Source organism: Pseudomonas sp. BAV 4579, assembly GCF_009765395.1.
Taxonomy (GTDB): domain Bacteria; phylum Pseudomonadota; class Gammaproteobacteria; order Pseudomonadales; family Pseudomonadaceae; genus Chryseomonas; species Chryseomonas aestiva.
The window spans coordinates 86,345-104,124 of record NZ_WHOV01000019.1 but is presented as its reverse complement, the minus strand read 5'-3'; the positions used below and the strand labels follow the sequence as shown (position 1 = coordinate 104,124).

Genomic DNA, 17,780 nt, shown 5'->3' with positions numbered 1-17,780 from the left:
TGGACGCGAGGCAAGCCCAGGCAGCGTGGAAACCCGGTAAGGTGCAGGTCTATGATGAAGGGGCCGACCCTGCCCCGCGGAGCGCGACATGCTGAATCTGTACCCGGAAATCAAGCCTTACGCCCGCCACGAGCTGGCCGTCGAAGCCCCCCATGTGCTCTATGCCGATGAAAGTGGCTCGCCGGATGGTCTGCCGGTGCTGTTCATCCATGGCGGACCTGGCTCCGGATGCGATCGCCTGAGCCGGCGCTTCTTCGATCCCAATCTCTATCGCATCGTCACCTTCGATCAGCGCGGCTGCGGTCGCTCCACCCCCTATGCCAGCCTGGAGAACAACACCACCTGGCACCTGGTGGAGGACATCGAGCGCCTGCGCGAGCACTTGGGCATCGAGCAATGGGTGCTGTTCGGCGGCTCCTGGGGCTCCACTCTGGCCCTGGCCTATGCCCAGCGTCATCCCGAGCGGGTCAAGGCCATGGTCCTGCGCGGCATCTTTCTCTGCCGCCCGGTGGATCTGCACTGGTTCTACCAGGAAGGCGCGAGTCGGCTCTTTCCCGATTTCTGGCAGGACTATCTGCATCCCATCGCCGAGGAAGAGCGCGCCAATCTCATTCAGGCCTACTATCGCCGCCTGACCGGCCCGGACGAACTGGCGCAGATGTCCGCCGCCCGCGCCTGGTCCTGCTGGGAAGGTCGTACGGTAACCCTGAGGCCCAATCCCGACGTGCTGGAGAAATTCAGCGAGCATGCTCTGGCCATCGCCCGTATCGAGTGCCATTACTTCATCAACGCTGCCTTTCTCGAACCCGACCAGCTGTTGCGCGATATGCCCAGGATTGCCCATGTCCCGGCGGTGATCGTGCACGGCCGCTACGACATGGTCTGCCCCCTGGACAATGCCTGGGCCCTGCACCACGCCTGGCCGGGCAGCGAATTGCAGATCATCCGCGACGCCGGTCATGCGGCCAGCGAGCCCGGTATCTGCGATGCCTTGGTGCGGGCGACCGACCAGATCGCCCGCGAACTGCTCGATCTGCCCCAGGAGGCCGAGTGAAGGCGCTGCTGCAAAGGGTCATCCGCGCCAGCGTCGAGGTGGAGGGAGAGACGGTCGGCGCCATAGGCCCGGGGCTGCTGGTCTTCGTTGGCATCGAACCCGCGGATGACGAAGCGGCCTGTGGCCGCATGCTCAAGCGGCTGCTGGAGTACCGGGTATTCGCCGACGGCGAACAGCGCATGAATCTGTCCCTGCAGGATGTCGGCGGCGGTCTGCTGCTGGTTTCCCAGTTCACCCTCGCTGCCGATACCCGCAGCGGGCGGCGGCCGAGCTTTTCCACCGCCGCGCCTCCGGCCCAGGGCGAACGGCTGTTCGGTCACCTGGTGGGCCTCGCCCGTGACCTCCAGCCCGAGGTCCAGACCGGTCGTTTCGGTGCCGACATGCAGGTTTCCCTGGTCAACGACGGACCGGTGACATTTTTATTGTCGATTTAGTGAGGGCGCCCCTTACAGCGCCCTGCCAAGTGTCTATGATTGCGCAGTTCGAGTTTGAACGGTCGTCCAATCGGGGAATCATTGCCCCCCGAGGGGGTCGGACCACTGCCTATCCGTTTCGCGACTACCCGTCGCCAAACGTATTCGTACGCTGATTTAGGAGGCTGCGTGTTATCTCATTCCAAAGTTAAGCCGGGCAAGCAGGGCTTCGCCCTGATCGGGCTCTCCGTCGCACTGGGTCTCTTCAGTGCCCAGGCCCTGGCCTTCAGCCTGGACGACGTGGCCGCCAAGGCCAAAGAACTCTCCGGCCAGAAATTCGTCGCGCCCAAGAGCAACCTGCCCGCATCCTTCAGCGGCATGAAGTATGCCGACTATCAGCAGATCACCTTCAATCAGGACAAGGCCTACTGGAAGGATGCCAAGACCCCCTTCCGGTTGAATTTCTATCACGAGGGCATGCATTACAGCGTGCCGGTGAAGATCAACGAGGTCACCGCCAACAACGTCGAAGAGATCAAATACGATCCCTCGATGTTCAACTTCGGCAATCTGCAGATCGACCAGGCCCAGCTCAAGGATCTCGGCTTCGCCGGATTCAAGGTGCTCTATCCGCTGAACAAGGCGGACAAGCATGACGAGCTGATGACCATGCTCGGCGCCAGCTATTTCCGCGTGATCGGCAAGAACCAGGTCTATGGCCTGTCCGCCCGTGGTCTGGCCATCGACACCGCCCTGCCGTCCGGCGAGGAGTTCCCGCGCTTCACCGAGTTCTGGGTCGAACAACCCCAGTCGGATCGTCGCAACCTGGTGATCTATGCACTGCTCGATTCGCCGCGGGCCACCGGTGCCTATCGCTTCGTGCTGACCCCCGGCAAGGACAGCACCGTCGACGTCGAAGCCAAGGTGTTCCTGCGCGATAACGTCAACAAGCTCGGCATCGCGCCGCTGACCAGCATGTACCTGTTCGGTCCCAACCAGCCGAGCGCCCAGGTCAACTATCGTCCGGCCCTGCACGACTCCAATGGCCTGGCGATCCACGCCGGCAATGGCGAGTGGCTGTGGCGTCCGCTGAACAACCCGCGTCGGCTCTCGGTCAGCACCTACACCATCGAGAATCCGCGCGGTTTCGGTCTGCTGCAGCGCGGCCACGAGTTCTACAAGTACCAGGACCTGGACGAGCGCTACGACAAGCGTCCCAGTGGCTGGGTGGAGCCCAAGGGCGACTGGGGCAAGGGGCATGTCGAACTGGTGGAAATCCCCACCCCGGACGAGACCAACGACAACATCGTGGCCTTCTGGACGCCGGACACCCTGCCGGAGAAGGGCCAGCCGATCGATGTCAGCTATCGCCTGCACTTCACCACCGACGAGCCCAACCTGCACACCAAGGACCTGGCCTGGGTCGCTCAGACCCGCCTGTCCACCGGCGATGTGCGGCAGTCCAACCTAGTGCGTCAGACCGATGGCAGCCTGGCCTACATCATCGATTTCGAAGGGCCGAATCTCGACGATCTGCCCGAGGATTCGCAGGTCGGCTCCCAGGTCAGCCTGGACGCCAACGGTGAACTGGTCGAGAACTCTGTGCGCTACAACCCGGTTACCAAGGGCTATCGCCTGACCTTGAGACTCAAGGTCAAGGATCAGACCAAGCCGGTGGAAATGCGCGCCAACCTCGCCCAGGGTGACAAACCGCTCAGCGAAACCTGGACTTACCAGCTACCTGCCAATGAATAACACCACCCGCGATACCTCGGTCGCCGCCACTGGCGACTACCTCGAACACCTGCCGTTGCCCTCCGGGCAGCGGCAGGCGCTGGACCAGACGGCCGATGTCGAGTCGCTGCACCGGCAACTGGCCGGTGCCCGCGGCGAGGGCGCCCAGGGCGCCGACGCGGTGATCGCTTCCACCGAGGCGCGCCTGGCCGCCGGTTGGGACGAGACGCTGGACGACGGCGAACTACTGGGCAGCGATGCCCAGGGGCGTGTCTTCATCAAGGCCACCCCGCCCATGACCCGCTCCATGATGGTGCCCGATCCCTGGCGCACCAATCCCGTGGCGCGGAGCTGGAAGCGTCTGCTCGGCCGCAAGGACCACAGTCGCTGGCAGCCCGATCCGGAAGCCGATGCCCATGCGCACTGGCGCAAGGTGGGTTCCTTCCGGCGCTTCATCCTGCTCATCCTGATGCTGGTGCAGACCGGCATCGCCACCTGGTACATGAAGGCCGTGCTGCCCTATCAGGGCTGGGCGCTGGTCGATCTCAGCGAGGTCTACCGCCAGGGCTGGGGCGAGTCCATCCGCCAGGTGCTGCCCTATGTGGTGCAGACCAGCATCCTGTTGCTCTTCGCCCTGCTGTTCTGCTGGGTCTCCGCCGGTTTCTGGACCGCCCTGATGGGCTTCTGGCAACTGCTCAGCGGACGTGACAAGTACAGCATCTCGGCCAGTTCCACCGGCACCGAGCCGATCGATCCCCAGTCGCGTACCGCCCTGGTGATGCCGATCGCCAACGAAGACGTGCCGCGGGTCTTTGCCGGTCTGCGCGCGACCTACGAGTCGGTCCGCGCCAGCGGCGAGCTGGAGCACTTCGACTTTTTCATCCTCAGCGACAGCAACGACCCCGACAAATGCGTGGCCGAAGAGAAGGCCTGGCTGGAGCTGTGCCGCGAGGTCGGCGGCTTCGGCCACATCTTCTATCGCCGTCGCCGCCGTCGGGTGAAGCGCAAGAGTGGCAACATCGACGACTTCTGCCGTCGCTGGGGCAGCCAGTACAAGTACATGGTGGTGCTCGACGCCGACAGCGTAATGAGTGGCGAATGCCTGTCCAGCCTGGTCCGGCTGATGGAAGCCAATCCCCGTGCCGGCATCATCCAGACCGCGCCCAAGGCGTCCGGCATGGATACCCTGTATGCGCGTCTGCAGCAGTTCGCCACCCGGGTGTACGGACCGCTGTTCACCGCCGGTCTGCACTTCTGGCAACTCGGTGAATCCCACTACTGGGGCCACAACGCCATCATCCGGGTCAAGCCGTTCATCGACCATTGCGCCCTGGCTCCGCTACCGGGCACGGGTTCGTTCGCGGGTGCGATTCTCTCCCACGACTTCGTCGAAGCCGCCCTGATGCGGCGCTCCGGCTGGGGCGTGTGGATCGCCTACGACCTGCCGGGCAGCTACGAGGAGCTGCCGCCCAACCTGCTGGACGAACTCAAGCGCGACCGCCGCTGGTGTCATGGCAACCTGATGAATTTCCGGCTGTTCCTGGTCAAGGGCATGCACCCGGTGCACCGCGCGGTGTTCCTCACTGGGGTGATGTCCTACCTGTCGGCGCCGCTGTGGTTCCTCTTCCTGGTGCTGTCTACGGCGCTGCTGGCGATCCACAAGTTGCTGGAACCCCAGTACTTCTTCCAGCCTCGTCAGCTGTTTCCGGTCTGGCCCCAGTGGCATCCGGAGCAGGCCATAGCCCTGTTCTCCACCACCCTGATCCTGCTGTTCCTGCCCAAGCTGCTCAGCGTGGTGCTGATCATCGCCAAGGGCGCGAAGGAATTCGGCGGTGGGTTGCGGCTGTTCCTCTCCATGATGCTGGAGATGCTCTTCTCGGTGCTGCTGGCACCGGTGCGGATGCTCTTCCACACGGTGTTCGTGACCGCGGCCTTCCTCGGCTGGTCGGTGCAGTGGAATTCGCCCCAGCGTGACGACAACGACACACCCTGGAGCGAAGCCTTCCGCCGCCATGGTTCGCAGATGCTGCTCGGTCTGATCTGGACCGCCGGCGTGGCCTGGCTGGACCCGCGCTTCCTCTGGTGGCTGTCGCCCATCGTGGTGTCGCTGATCCTGTCGGCGCCGGTGTCGGTGATTTCCAGTCGGACCAACCTGGGGCTGGGCAGTCGTCGCCATCATCTGTTCCTTATCCCGGAAGAGTACGCACCGCCGCGCGAGCTGGTGGCGACCGATGAGTACCTGCACCTGAACAACCGCAATGCCCTGACCAAGGGCTTCCTGCGCGCCACTGTCGATCCGGTGCTCAATGCCCTGGCCATCGGCATGGCCCGTGGTCGCCACGGCAAGGTGGTGGAGCCGGCCCGTCGGCTGCGCGAAGAGCGGGTGGCACGGGTCCTGGCTGCCGGTCCCGAGAAGACCAAGGGCGACGACCAGTGGCGCCTGCTCAGCGATCCGGACGGCATGGCGCAATTGCACCTGCAGGTCTGGAAGGCCGAAGAGCACCGCAACTGGCGGGAGGCCTATGCCACCCTGCGGCCACGCTCCCACAGCGATTCGGCGGCGGATACCGCGGCCAGTCCTGCAAACATGACCCCGCGGCCCGCCTCCTGAGGAGGCGCTCCGCCCACGAAAAAGCCCCGGTGTCGCGAGACACCGGGGCTTTTTCTTGTCCGTAATCCGGCTAGAACAGGCGGGCGAGGAGGGTGGGTACGGCGTTCTCCACGCGCAGGATGCGTTCGCCGAGCTGCACGGGCGCCAGGCCCGCTTCCTGTAGCTTCTCGACCTCGTAGGGTATCCAGCCACCCTCGGGCCCGATCGCCAGCGTCACGGGCTCGCTGAGCGCACGAGGGCAGGCGGGATAGCTGCCCGGATGCCCGACCAGGCCACGGCTGCCGGCGGCGAGTGCAGGCAGGCGATCCTCGACGAAGGGCTTGAATCTCTTTTCGATCAGCACCTCCGGCAGCACCGTGTCCCGGGCCTGCTCCAGCCCCAGGCGCAGTTGCTCCTCGATGGCCTCGGGCGCCAGGAACGGCGTCTGCCAGAAGCTCTTTTCCACGCGATAGCTGTTGAGCAGTACCAGTCGCGCGACACCCATGGCGGACACGGTCTGCAGCACCCGGCGCAGCATCTTGGGGCGGGGCAGGGCCAGCAGCAGGGTGAGTGGCAGCTTGGCCGGTGGCGGCTGATCGAGGGTGACGTTCAGGCAGGCCTGGCCGGCATCGAGGGACTCGATATGACCGGTACCCATCAGGCCGTTTAGCAGGCCGACGCGCATTCGGTCGCCGGCGGCCGCCTGGTGGACCTCGCGCAGATGGGCGAGACGGCGCGGATCGCGTAGCACGACCCGGTCAGCGGCCGTGAAGTCGGCCGCCTCGAGGAGGATCAGATTCACGGGCGTTCGGCGGGCGGCTGGGCGTCGGGACTGGCATCTTCGTCGCTGAGCGGGCGCTCGCGCTTCTGCACGAAGCGACCGAACAGCAGGCCGATCTCGAACAGCAGCCACATGGGTACGGCCAGCATGGTCTGGGAGAAGACATCCGGCGGGGTCAGGATCATGCCGACCACGAAGCAGCCGATGATGACGTAGGGGCGGATCTTCTTCAGGTAGGTGACGTCGACCACGCCGATCCAGATCAGCAGTACGGTGGCCACCGGAATCTCGAAGGCCACGCCAAAGGCGAAGAACAGCGTCAGGATGAAATCCAGGTAGGCATTCAGATCCGGCATCATCACGGCGCCTTCCGGCGTAATGCTGCTGAAGAAGTGGAAGATGATCGGGAACACCAGGAAGTAGGCGAAGGCCATGCCGGCATAGAACAGCACGATGCTGGAGATCAGCAGCGGGATGGCGACCTTCTTCTCATGGCGATAGAGTCCTGGCGCGATGAATCCCCAGACCTGGTGCAGGATCACCGGCATGGCGATGAACAGCGACACTACCAGGGTCAGCTTGAAGGGCGCGAGGAACGGCGAGGTGACGTCCGTGGAGATCATGGTCGCGCCTTCGGGAAGGACGCGGCGGATCGGCTCGGAGGCGAAGGCATAGATCTTCTGGGCGAAGTAGAACAGCCCGAGGAAGATCAGAAAGGTCGCCAGCACGCATCTGAGGATACGGGTACGCAATTCGGTGAGGTGCGAGACCAGGGGCATTTCCTGGTCATCGTGTTCGGAGGGCTTGTCGCTCATGGTGCTCTTGGCGGCGTCTGGGGCGGATCCTGCGGGCGTTCGGCAACCACGTCCTGGGGCATGGGCGGAGCAGCGGCGGCGGGCGGTGTCTGGACTTCCGAGGTGGAAGCGGCAGGCTTGGGCCGGTTGTCGCGCTGTTCCATGGACAGGATATGCTCGTTGCGCAATTGCTGGCGAATTTCGTCAGCGCCGATCTCGCGCTCCACTTCCTGGCGGATGCTGTTGAAGCTGCGCCTCAGGCGACCGATCCACAGTCCCGCGGTGCGGGCGGCACCTGGCAGGCGTTCCGGACCCAGCACCAGCAGGGCGACGAACCCCACGAGCATCATTTCGGGAAAGCTGATTCCGAACATGGCGGGGCCTTAGTCCTTGCGCACCACCGGCTCTTCGACCTTGCGATGCTCGGCGTCGAAGGTCTGGGGGCGATTCAGGGGAGCGTTGGGGTTGGCCGTGCTGGTGGTCGGCGTCGGCTGTTCGGCCTTGTCATCCTCGTCGGTGTGCATGGCCTTGCGAAAGCCCTTGATGGCCTCGCCCACGTCGGAGCCGAGGTGCTTGAGGCGCTTGGTGCCAAAGACGATCACCACGACGAGCAGGATGACGATCCAGTGTTTCCAGTCGAAGATACCCATGGTCTTTCCTCGTTGCGAAGCTTGGGGTCAGGATTGTGTACGGGCGGCCTTTTCGGCATGCCCGGAGAGGCCGAAACGACGATCCAGTTCGTCCAGCACGGCCTGGGGATGCTGGCCTAGGGCCGAGAGCATGATCAGGCTGTGGAACCAGAGGTCGGCGGTCTCGTAGATGACGTCGTCGTACTGCTGGCTGATGGCGGCGTCTTTCGCTGCGAGAATGGTCTCGATGCTTTCTTCGCCGACCTTTTCCAGGATCTTGTTCAGGCCCTTGTGATAGAGGCTGGCCACATAGGAGGAATCCGGCGCGGCCTGCTTGCGTTCTTCCAGTACCTGCGCCAGACGCGTGAGGGTGTCAGTCATGGCCGTGCCCTCCGGCATAGATGGCGCTGGGGTCCTTGACCACCGGGTCGACAGTCGTCCACTCGCCATCGCGCAGCACGCGATAGAAGCAGCTCTCCCGACCGGTGTGGCAGGCAATGCCGCCAAGTTGCTCCACCTGCAGGACCACCACGTCGGCGTCGCAATCCAGACGCAGTTCGATGACCCGCTGTACGTGACCGGACTCCTCGCCCTTGCGCCACAGACGGTTGCGCGAGCGCGACCAGTAGACCGCACGGCCTTCGGCGGCGGTCAGGGCCAGGGATTCGCGGTTCATCCAGGCCATCATCAGGATGCGCCCCGAGGTGGGGTCCTGGGCGATGGCCGGTACCAGGCCGTCGCTGTTCCAGTGGATCTCGTCTAACCAGTCGTTCATGAGTCTGTTCAATACTACGAATTAGGGTACGGGGCTCTGTCCGAAAAATACCTGCGCTCGGTCATGCGGCGTTAAAAATCCATCCGGAATGCTCATTTACCCTTCGTAAACTCCGCTTCCTCACGGATTTGATTCGCTGGCGCTCACCCTGCGGGCCAGCCCTTGGCTGTTACTCCCGTTGGTCGTTGCGCCTTGCCTGATCTTCGTTCCGCGACTTTTCAGACAGACCCTAGCCTCGCACAAGACGCAGTTCGAATACAGCGGCAGGGCACCAGTGGCTGAGGGCGTGTATTTCGACCGATAAAGATGACAGGACGGTTACAGCTTAAGGAGTTCAGCGCCTGATCACCAGAACCAGGCCGCCGACCAGCATGGCCCAGGCCGGCCAGGCGTGGGGCTGGGGTTCGAGACCCAGCTGCGCCGCGCCCACCAGCAGGACGGCACCGATTACCCGCACGATCCAGTCGTCGTTGCGTCTGCCCCAGGGGTTGGGTGGATCCTTGCGATGCGGCTGGGTGATGCGTTCCAGGGTATCGCGCGCCATCTGTGCCAGATGAGGAATTTGTTCCAGTTGCTGCTGGATATTGCGGGCGACCTGCGGCGGACTTAGCCGCTTGCGCATCCACTTTTCCAGGTAGGGCTTGGCGGTGGACCAGAGGTCCAGGTCCGGATAGAGCTGGCGACCCAGCCCCTCGATGTTGAGCAGGGTCTTCTGCAGGAGCACCAGTTGCGGCTGGATCTCCATGTTGAAGCGCCGCGCCACCTGGAACAGCCGCAGCAGCAGCTGGCCGAAGGAGATGTCCTTGAGCGGCTTCTCGAAGATGGGTTCGCAGACGGTGCGGATGGCCGCTTCCAGTTCGTTGACCTGGGTGTTGGCCGGCACCCAGCCGGAGTCGATGTGCAGCTGGGCGACCTTGCGGTAGTCGCGCTGGAAGAAGGCCCAGAGGTTGCGCGCCAAGTAGTCCTGGTCCTCGGGGGTCAGGCTGCCAATGATGCCGCAGTCCACCGCGATGTAGAGCGGATCCCAGGGCTTGGCGGTGCTGACGAAGATGTTGCCCGGGTGCATGTCGGCGTGGAAGAAGCTGTCGCGGAAGACCTGGGTGAAGAAGATCTCCACGCCGCGCTCGGCCAGCAGCTTGAAGTCGGTGCCCTGGTCGCGCAGGGCGGCCAGGTCGGTCACCGGGATGCCGTAGATGCGCTCCATGACCAGCACCCGCTCGCGGCACCAGTCCCAGTACACCTGGGGCACATAGAGACGCTCGGAGCCGTCGAAATTGCGTCTGAGCTGGCTGGAGTTGGCCGCTTCGCGCAACAGGTCCAGCTCGTCGTAGATGGTCTTCTCGTAGTCACTGACCACGTCCATCGGGTGCAGGCGGCGGGCTTCGGCGGACAGCCGTTCGGCCAGGCGCGCCAGCAGGAACAGCCAGGCGATGTCCTGGCTGATGATGTTCTTCAACCCCGGGCGCACCACCTTGACCACCACCTCTTCGCCGGTCCGTAGCTGGGCGGCATGGACCTGGGCCACCGAGGCCGAGGCCAGCGGCTGGTGATCGAAGCGGGCGAAGGCCTGCTTGATGGGGACGCCGAGCTGGGACTCGATAAGCGCCACGGCCTTTTCCGGCGGAAAGGGCGGGACCTTGTCCTGCAGGAACATCAGTTCGTCGGCGATATCCTCGGGCATGAGGTCGCGCCGGGTGGAAAGGATCTGCCCGAACTTGACGAACACCGGGCCCAGACCTTCCAGCGCCAGGCGTAGGCGGGCGCCGCGGGGCAGGGTCTTGCTCGGCCGCGGCAACCAGCGCCAGGGCAGCACGTAGCGGGTGGCACGCAGGTACCAGGGCAGCGGCAGGGCATAGACGATGTCGTCAAGCCGATAGCGGATGACCACGAAGAAGATCCGCAACAGGCGGTTGAGGGCAGCGAACAGCTTCATTCGTCGGGGTTATCCCTGGCGTTGCGGGCGGTGCCCAGGCGGGCGAGACGGGCGTCGAGACGATCCACGTCCAGGCGCAGGGCATCGATCTCGGCGAAGCGGGCCTCACCTTCGAGACGACCCACCAGTTGGCGGCTCTCCTCGTTCAGCCAGTTGGACAGCGTCAGTTGCAGGCTGTCACGGCTCTGTTCACCGAGCGCCTGGCCGCGCCGGGCCAGATCGCCCAGCAGCGCCGCCGGCAGCGGGCCGAGCCAGCGACTGACCTCGTGCTGCCAGTCCAGCTCCAGCTTCTGCAGGATGTCGGCCAGCTCGATCAACAGGGTGCTGTCGCCCTCCAGACGTACGTCCGGCTGGTGCAGCACCCGCTGCTTGTCACGGGCCAGGGCCAGTTCGGCCAGACGTGTCGCCGGGGCACTCAGGGTGCAGTCGATATCGCCTTCGTGATGGGCGGCGAAGTGCAGGCCGTCACCCGCGGGCAGGACGTACAGGCGTAGCGCCGGTTGCCGGGTCTGCACCGCGATCACCCGGCCGGTCAGGCCGGCCAACCGCGGCAAGGCCACCGGATCGAGCGCCAGCAGCGGATTCAGGCCACGCTCCAGCGCGGCCAGCAATGCCTGGGTGACGAGGGCCATCAGGGCTTGATGCCGCGATGCAGGGCGACCACGCCGCCGGTCATGTTATGGAAGGTGACCCGGGCGAAACCGGTCTCTTCCATCATGGCCTTGAGGGTCTGCTGATCGGGGTGCATGCGGATGGATTCGGCCAGGTAGCGATAGCTTTCGGCGTCACCGGCCACCAGCTTGCCCATCAGCGGCAGGAAGCCGAAGGAGTAGGCGTCATAGGCCTTGGACACCAGCGGGTTGGTGGGCTTGGAGAATTCCAGCACCAGCAGTCGGCCACCCGGCTTGAGCACGCGCAGCATCGAGGCCAGGGCCTGGTCCTTGTGGGTGACGTTGCGCAGGCCGAAGGCGATGGTGATGCAGTCGAAATGGTTGTCGGGGAAGGGCAGCTTCTCGGCATCCGCCTGGACGAAGCGCACATTGCTGGCGACGCCTTCGTCGAGCAGGCGGTCGCGGCCGACCCGGAGCATGGAATCGTTGATGTCAGCCAGGACCACCTCGCCGGTGGGGCCGACCAGGCGGGCGAACTGCTTGGTCAGGTCGCCGGTGCCGCCGGCGATGTCCAGCACGCGGTTGCCGCGGCGCACACCGGAGAGCTCGATGGTGAATCTCTTCCACAGCCGGTGGATGCCCGCCGACATCAGGTCGTTCATCACATCGTACTTGGCCGCCACCGAATGGAAGACCTCCGCGACCTTGTAAGCCTTCTGGCTCTCCGGAACGCTCTGGTAGCCGAAGTGGGTCTGGGATTCGGCCTCGGGGCCTTTGCGCGGATCGCTCATGGGGCTACACCTGGGACAGGGACAAGAGGGCATTCTAGCAGGCCGATCGCCCGGCATGCCCGGCTAAAACGGGGGCTGACCGCTCGGTTCTCGCGATTGGCGACGCGGCGGGCCCTCGCTATAGTCAGGGCCCCTTATCCGGAGTTCCCCGATGTCCCAGATCACCATCGAACGCAGTCATTCGCTTGGCTTGGAAGGCGTTCGCCAGAAGGCCGATCAACTGGCCGAAAAACTCACGCGTGACTATGGGGTGGCCTGCGCCTGGGAGGGCGATACCCTGACATTCACGCGTAGCGGCGTGGATGGACGGATCGAGGTCGGTGAACACCAGGTGCGGGTGCTGGCGACTCTGGGCATGATGTTCTCGATGCTCAGTGGCCAGATCGAGAAAGAGATCGAGCGCAAGCTGGACAAGGCCCTGGCGGCCTGAGCCAGGGCTAGAGCATCAGCTTGACCGCGCTGACGTGGGGGTCCCGCGTCTTGCCGGCGCGGGCCAGCTGTTCCAGGTAGTCGGCCCAGAGTTCGTCGCGGCGACTGCCCAGTTCATAGAGATAGTCCCAGCTGAACAGACCGCTGTCGTGGCCGTCATCGAAGGTCAGCTTGATCGCGTAGCGCCCCGCCGGTTCGACGGCGCTGATGCCGACCTGCTGCTTGCCCCATTGCAATACCGGATTGCCGTGTCCCTGGACCTCGGCCGAAGGCGAGTGTACCCGCAGAAATTCGGCGGGCAGCTCGAAGGTTTCCGCGCCATAGCTGACGCTGAGGATCTTCGAGGCCTTGTGGAGCTGGATGGCGGTTGGGGTACGCATGGCAACTGATCTCGCGGAAGAAGCCGGCGCCCAGCGACGCCGGCAGTATCGTCACAGTATATAGCGCGACAGGTCTTCGTCCTGGGCGAGTTCGCCCAGGTGGCCGTTCACATAGGCCGCGTCGATGACGATGGGCTCGCCATTCTGCTGGCCGGCGAGATCGGCGGCGCTGAAGGACACCTCTTCCAGCAGGCGTTCCAGTAGGGTGTGCAGGCGCCGGGCACCGATGTTCTCGGTCTTCTCGTTGACCTGCCAGGCGATCTCGGCGATGCGGGTGATGCCATCGGCGGCGAATTCCACCAGCAGCCCCTCGGTCTTGAGCAGTTCGCGATACTGCTCGGTGAGCGAGGCATGGGGCTCGGTGAGGATGCGCTCGAAGTCCTGCGGGGTCAGCGCCTTGAGTTCGACGCGAATCGGCAGGCGACCCTGCAGCTCCGGCACCAGGTCGCTGGGCTTGGACAGGTGGAAGGCGCCCGAGGCGATGAACAGGATATGGTCGGTCTTGACCATGCCCAGCTTGGTGTTGACGGTGCAGCCTTCGATCAGCGGCAGCAGGTCACGCTGCACACCCTCGCGGGAGACATCGGCACCGCTGGTGTTGCCACGCTTGGCGACCTTGTCGATCTCGTCGATGAAGACGATGCCGTGCTGCTCGACGGCTTCCAGGGCGCGGCCCTTGAGTTCTTCCTCGTTGACCAGGCGCGCGGCTTCTTCGTCGCGTACCAGCTTGAGCGCTTCCTTGACCTTGAGCTTGCGCTGCTTGGTCTTGCCCTTGTGCATGCCGGCGAAGAGATTCTGCAGTTGGCTGGTCATCTCCTCCATGCCGGGCGGGGTCATGATCTCGACGCCAGCGGGGGCATCGGCCACCTCGATGTCGATTTCCTTGTCGTCCAGCTGGCCTTCGCGCAGGCGCTTGCGGAACAGCTGACGGGTGTTGCTATCGGTGGCGGTCGGTTGGGGTTCGTTGCTGAAGCCTACCGACGGCCGCGCGGGCGGCAGCAGGGCATCGAGGATGCGCTCTTCGGCGGCGTCTTCGGCGCGATGGCGGTTACGCACCATCTCCTGTTCGCGCAGCATCTTCACGGCGGCGTCGGCCAGGTCACGGATGATGGACTCGACGTCGCGGCCGACATAGCCGACCTCGGTGAACTTGGTGGCTTCCACCTTGAGGAAGGGCGCATTGGCCAGCTTGGCCAGGCGCCGGGCGATCTCGGTCTTGCCCACACCCGTGGGGCCTATCATCAGGATGTTCTTGGGGGTGACCTCGGGGCGCAGCTCGACGGGCAGCTGCATGCGCCGCCAGCGGTTGCGCAGGGCGATGGCCACGGCGCGCTTGGCGTCGTCCTGGCCGATGATGTGGCGATTGAGTTCGTGGACGATCTCGCGGGGGGTCATGGACATGGGCAGTCTCTAAACCGGATCACGCCTGGGGCGCGTCCAGCTCCTCGATGGTCAGGTTGCGGTTGGTGAACACGCAGATGTCACCGGCGATATTCAGGGAGGTCTCGGCGATCTCGCGGGCACTGAGGTCGGTGTGCATGAGCAGGGCGCGAGCGGCGGCCTGGGCATAGGCGCCACCGGAGCCCATGGCGATCAGGCCTTCTTCGGGTTCCACCACGTCGCCGTTGCCGGTGATGATCAGGGAGGCGTCCTTGTTGGCGACCGCCAGCATGGCTTCCAGACGGCGCAGGGCACGGTCGGTACGCCAGTCCTTGGCCAGCTCGACGGCGGCGCGAACCAGGTGGCCCTGGTGCTTCTCGAGTTGCGCCTCGAAGCGCTCGAAAAGGGTGAAGGCGTCGGCGGTACCGCCGGCGAAACCGGCCAGCACCTCGCCCCGGTACAGCCGCCGGACTTTCTTGGCGTTGCCTTTCATGACGGTGTTGCCCAGGGAAACCTGGCCGTCGCCGCCGATCACGACCTTGCCGTTGCGGCGTACAGAAACGATGGTGGTCAAGGGAATCTCTCCGCGTTGCTTGGGGCGTCGGCCCCGGTTACGCAGAGATATGGGGATGGCCGCGACGCCCTTCAAGCGCCGCGACGGGGGGATTCGGCAGGTGAGCGTCTGTTCACGGCCTCGCGAGCTAGCGCCAAACCAGGCGAAAATTCTCGAGGAAGCGCAGTTTACGCGTGGTAAATGAGCATTCCGAGAGAGTTTTCAACGCCGTTTGGCCGACGCGCAGCAGGCCATGGGCAGACGCTTTAGTGACCGCGTCGCTGTTGCAGCAACAGATTCTTGAAGCCGCTGCCGGCGAGCTGTTTCTGCGCCTGGGTCAGCTGGTCGCGATCGCTGTAGGGGCCGACCAGTACCCGGTACCAGGTGTCGTCCTTGACCTTGCCCGACTCCACCCGCACGTCCTGGCCGAGCATGATGATCTGGGCGCGGACCCGGTCGGCATCGGCCTGGGTGCGGAAGGAACCCGCTTGGAGGAAGAACAGGGTTACCGGCGGCTGGGCCTTGGTGGTGGCTTCCTTGGGCGGCGTGGCGGCCGGCTGGCCCGCGGTGGTCGCGGGCGTCGCCGACGTCGTGGTCGCCGGCTGGCCGGGTTGCGCCGGGGTCGCGGCGGCATCCGCTTTGGCCGGGGTAGTCGGCTTGGCGGCCGGATTGCGCGGCACGGCATCCGGCGGCACGATCACCTCGGATTCGGGCAGCAGGGTATAGAAGTCGTACTTGGGCTTGATCGGCGTGGGCGGCGTGCCCTCGGTCTTGCCGGTAGCAGTCGACGACTTGCCAGTGCCCGCCGTAGCGGCCGGGCGGCCTTCTTCCGGCTTGGCACGCTGCACCGCCTTGTTGCCTGGTTCGAGCTTCATCAGGAACACCACGAAGGCCCCGATGGCCAGACCCGACGCAAGCCAGACCCAGCCGGGCAGGGGCTGTTTCTTGGGAGTCGAGGTGTTGCGACTGGCGCCGCGCTTGGGTGGGGCTTTCTTGGTAGCCATCAGGCGGTGATCCGTCTCTTACATGCGTTCCAGGGTGTGCAGGCCGAGCAGTTCCAGACCCTGCTTGAGGGTGCGCCCGGTGAGGGCGGCCAGCCGCAGGCGGCTCTGGCGCAGCGCGGGGTCCTCGGCGGTCAGGATCGGGCAATTCTCGTAGAAGCTGGAGAACAGCCCGGCCAGGTCATAGAGGTAGCTGCACAGCAGGTGCGGGGTGCCCTTGTCGGCAACGCTGGCGAGGATTTCGCCGAATTGCGCCAGGCGACCGCCCAGATCCTGCTCCTGCGGGGCGTCCAGGCGGATGCTGCCGGCGGGTTCGCTCTGCTCGGCCTTGCGCAGCACGCTGGCGACGCGGGTGTAGGCGTACAGCAGATAGGGCGCGGTATTGCCCTCGAAGCTGAGCATCTGCTCGAAGTTGAAGCTGTAGTCGCTGGTGCGGTGCTTGGACAGGTCGGCGTACTTGACCGAGGCGATGCCCACCACGCGGCCGATGTGGCGCAGTTCGTCCTCGCTGAAGGGTGCCTCGCCACGCTCGGCGCGACCGGCATTGCGCTCCTTGACCAGCTGGTAGGCACGTTCCTCGGCTTCGTCGAGCAGGTCGACCAGCTTGACGGTACCGCCGTCGCGGGTCTTGAACGGGCGACCGTCGGCGCCGTTCATGGTGCCGAAGCCCATGTGCTCGAGTTGCATGGTCGGCGCGACGAAGCCGGCGCGGCGCGCCACCTCGAAGGCCATCTGGAAGTGCAGGGCCTGGCGCTGGTCGACGAAGTAGAGCGCCCGATCGGCGTGCAGCTGGCGGCTGCGGTAGCGCATGGCGGCCAGGTCGGTGGTGGAATAGAGATAGCCGCCACCGGCCTTCTGCACGATCACCGGCAGCGGATTGCCCTCGGCGTTCTTGAATTCGTCGAGAAAGACGCAGCGGGCGCCGTCGCTCTCGGTAAGCAGGCCGGCGGCGTCCAGATCGCTCACCACCTGGGCCAGGTCGTCGTTGTAGGCGCTCTCGCCCTTGACGTCGGCCGGGGTCAGGCGGACGTTGAGGCGGTCGTAGACTTCCTGGCAATGGGACAGGGAGACCGCATTAAAGCGTTCCCAGAGCCGCAGGCAGTGGGCATCGCCGGCCTGCAGCGCCACCACCAGTTCGCGCGCGCGAGCGGCGAATTCCGGCGAGGCGTCGAAGCGCCCCTTGGCCGCGCGATAGAACACCTCGAGATCGGCCAGCTCGCCTTCGGCGGCTTGCGGCTGCTCTTCCATGTAGGCCAGCAGCATGCCGAACTGGGTGCCCCAGTCACCCACGTGGTTCTGGCGGATCACTTCGTCGCCGAGGAATTCCAGCACCCGCGCCACGGCGTCACCGATGATGGTGGATCTCAGGTGACCGACGTGCATCTCCTTGGCCAGGTTCGGCGAGGAAAGGTCTACCACCACGCGCTGACGCGGCTCGTGCCTGGGCACCCCCAGCTGCGGATCGGCGAAGGCCGCATCCAGGCGCGCGGCCAGTTGCGCGTGATTCTGGAAGAAGTTGAGAAAGCCGGGGCCGGCGATTTCCACCTTGCTGACCGCCGGATCGGCGGGCAGGGCGGCCAGCAGCTTTTCCGCCAGGTCGCGGGGCTTGGCGCGGGCCGGCTTGGCCAGCAGCAGGGCGACGTTGCTGGCGAAGTCGCCGTGGCTCTTGTCCTTGGTGTTTTCGACCTGGATGGCCGGCGCCACGTCAGCCGGCAGGGTGCCGTCGGCGATCAGGCGGTCGAGGGCGTGCTGGATGAGCTGGCGGATGCTGTCTTTCATGATCATTGGCCTTCGGCGTGCGCCGAGCGCGCACTGCGATGAAAACCCGGCATTATCCGTGGCGAGCCCGGCCTTGCCAATGGTAAGAGCCTGTTCAACGTCTCGCGAGCTAGAGCCAAACGAGGCGGAAATGCCTGAGGAAGCGGAGTTTAC

General features: G+C 65.0%; 19 protein-coding genes. 5 read left to right on the top strand and 14 right to left on the bottom strand.

Going from position 1 to position 17,780, the window contains the following annotated elements; genetic code table 11:
* Positions 1–88: 88 nt before the first annotated feature.
* The 4 genes from pip to mdoH all read left to right on the top strand — a co-directional run bounded on the left by pip (position 89) and on the right by mdoH (position 5,812).
* Positions 89–1,054, top strand: a complete 966-nt coding sequence (gene pip / locus GSQ95_RS06530; protein ID WP_158890953.1) for a prolyl aminopeptidase — start codon at positions 89–91, stop codon at positions 1,052–1,054.
* The gene (gene dtd / locus GSQ95_RS06525) at positions 1,051–1,488 is read left to right on the top strand and encodes a D-aminoacyl-tRNA deacylase (RefSeq protein ID WP_158890951.1); all 438 of its coding nucleotides are present in this window, start codon (positions 1,051–1,053) and stop codon (positions 1,486–1,488) included. The genes pip and dtd overlap by 4 nt, the downstream gene beginning before the upstream one ends.
* Positions 1,489–1,701: 213 nt before the next feature.
* Positions 1,702–3,222 (top strand): glucan biosynthesis protein G, encoded by a 1,521-nt coding sequence (locus GSQ95_RS06520; protein WP_178121676.1) that lies wholly within the window; start codon positions 1,702–1,704, stop codon positions 3,220–3,222.
* Complete coding sequence (gene mdoH, locus GSQ95_RS06515; protein ID WP_158890949.1) at positions 3,215–5,812, top strand: glucans biosynthesis glucosyltransferase MdoH; 2,598 nt, start codon at positions 3,215–3,217, stop codon at positions 5,810–5,812. Before GSQ95_RS06520 ends, mdoH begins: the two co-directional genes overlap by 8 nt.
* Positions 5,813–5,882: 70 nt before the next feature.
* Here the strand turns inward: mdoH and GSQ95_RS06510 are convergent, their stop codons facing one another.
* From GSQ95_RS06510 to ubiE, 9 genes are all read right to left on the bottom strand, one after another.
* Positions 5,883–6,593 (bottom strand): 16S rRNA (uracil(1498)-N(3))-methyltransferase, encoded by a 711-nt coding sequence (locus GSQ95_RS06510; protein ID WP_158890947.1) that lies wholly within the window; start codon positions 6,591–6,593, stop codon positions 5,883–5,885.
* Positions 6,590–7,387, bottom strand: a complete 798-nt coding sequence (gene tatC, locus GSQ95_RS06505) for a twin-arginine translocase subunit TatC (RefSeq protein WP_158890945.1) — start codon at positions 7,385–7,387, stop codon at positions 6,590–6,592. The genes GSQ95_RS06510 and tatC overlap by 4 nt, the downstream gene beginning before the upstream one ends.
* Positions 7,384–7,740, bottom strand: a complete 357-nt coding sequence (tatB, locus tag GSQ95_RS06500; RefSeq protein ID WP_158890943.1) for a Sec-independent protein translocase protein TatB — start codon at positions 7,738–7,740, stop codon at positions 7,384–7,386. The genes tatC and tatB overlap by 4 nt, the downstream gene beginning before the upstream one ends.
* 9 nt (positions 7,741–7,749) lie before the next feature.
* Positions 7,750–8,016, bottom strand: a complete 267-nt coding sequence (locus GSQ95_RS06495; protein ID WP_059230854.1) for a twin-arginine translocase TatA/TatE family subunit — start codon at positions 8,014–8,016, stop codon at positions 7,750–7,752.
* 27 nt (positions 8,017–8,043) lie between these two features.
* Positions 8,044–8,376: a phosphoribosyl-ATP diphosphatase gene (locus GSQ95_RS06490; protein ID WP_158890941.1), complete on the bottom strand. Its 333-nt coding sequence runs from the start codon at positions 8,374–8,376 to the stop codon at positions 8,044–8,046.
* Complete coding sequence (gene hisI / locus GSQ95_RS06485) at positions 8,369–8,770, bottom strand: phosphoribosyl-AMP cyclohydrolase (protein ID WP_158890939.1); 402 nt, start codon at positions 8,768–8,770, stop codon at positions 8,369–8,371. The genes GSQ95_RS06490 and hisI overlap by 8 nt, the downstream gene beginning before the upstream one ends.
* 334 nt (positions 8,771–9,104) lie before the next feature.
* Entirely contained in the window at positions 9,105–10,703 is a 1,599-nt protein-coding gene (gene ubiB, locus GSQ95_RS06480) for a ubiquinone biosynthesis regulatory protein kinase UbiB (protein WP_158890937.1), read from the bottom strand.
* Complete coding sequence (locus GSQ95_RS06475; protein ID WP_158890935.1) at positions 10,700–11,335, bottom strand: SCP2 domain-containing protein; 636 nt, start codon at positions 11,333–11,335, stop codon at positions 10,700–10,702. The genes ubiB and GSQ95_RS06475 overlap by 4 nt, the downstream gene beginning before the upstream one ends.
* Positions 11,335–12,105 carry a bifunctional demethylmenaquinone methyltransferase/2-methoxy-6-polyprenyl-1,4-benzoquinol methylase UbiE gene (gene ubiE, locus GSQ95_RS06470; protein WP_017641038.1) on the bottom strand — a complete coding sequence of 257 codons (771 nt, stop codon included), beginning with the start codon at positions 12,103–12,105 and terminating at the stop codon, positions 11,335–11,337. Before ubiE ends, GSQ95_RS06475 begins: the two co-directional genes overlap by 1 nt.
* Positions 12,106–12,256: 151 nt before the next feature.
* On the opposite strand from ubiE, the gene GSQ95_RS06465 reads away from it, so the two are divergent.
* Entirely contained in the window at positions 12,257–12,535 is a 279-nt protein-coding gene (locus tag GSQ95_RS06465) for a polyhydroxyalkanoic acid system family protein (RefSeq protein WP_158890933.1), read from the top strand.
* A 7-nt stretch (positions 12,536–12,542) separates the two neighbouring features.
* On the opposite strand, the gene GSQ95_RS06460 is transcribed toward GSQ95_RS06465, so the two are convergent.
* The 5 genes from GSQ95_RS06460 to argS all read right to left on the bottom strand — a co-directional run bounded on the left by GSQ95_RS06460 (position 12,543) and on the right by argS (position 17,627).
* Positions 12,543–12,914 (bottom strand): gamma-butyrobetaine hydroxylase-like domain-containing protein, encoded by a 372-nt coding sequence (locus GSQ95_RS06460; RefSeq protein WP_158890931.1) that lies wholly within the window; start codon positions 12,912–12,914, stop codon positions 12,543–12,545.
* 51 nt (positions 12,915–12,965) lie between these two features.
* Positions 12,966–14,315 (bottom strand): ATP-dependent protease ATPase subunit HslU, encoded by a 1,350-nt coding sequence (gene hslU, locus GSQ95_RS06455; RefSeq protein ID WP_068384945.1) that lies wholly within the window; start codon positions 14,313–14,315, stop codon positions 12,966–12,968.
* Positions 14,316–14,334: 19 nt separating this feature from the next.
* Positions 14,335–14,868 (bottom strand): ATP-dependent protease subunit HslV, encoded by a 534-nt coding sequence (gene hslV, locus GSQ95_RS06450; protein ID WP_017641034.1) that lies wholly within the window; start codon positions 14,866–14,868, stop codon positions 14,335–14,337.
* Between the two features lie 245 nt (positions 14,869–15,113).
* Positions 15,114–15,851: an SPOR domain-containing protein gene (locus GSQ95_RS06445; protein ID WP_158890929.1), complete on the bottom strand. Its 738-nt coding sequence runs from the start codon at positions 15,849–15,851 to the stop codon at positions 15,114–15,116.
* A gap of 18 nt (positions 15,852–15,869) precedes the next feature.
* A complete protein-coding gene (gene argS, locus GSQ95_RS06440; protein ID WP_158890927.1) occupies positions 15,870–17,627 on the bottom strand; it encodes an arginine--tRNA ligase in 1,758 nt (585 codons plus the stop codon).
* Positions 17,628–17,780: the final 153 nt, after the last annotated feature.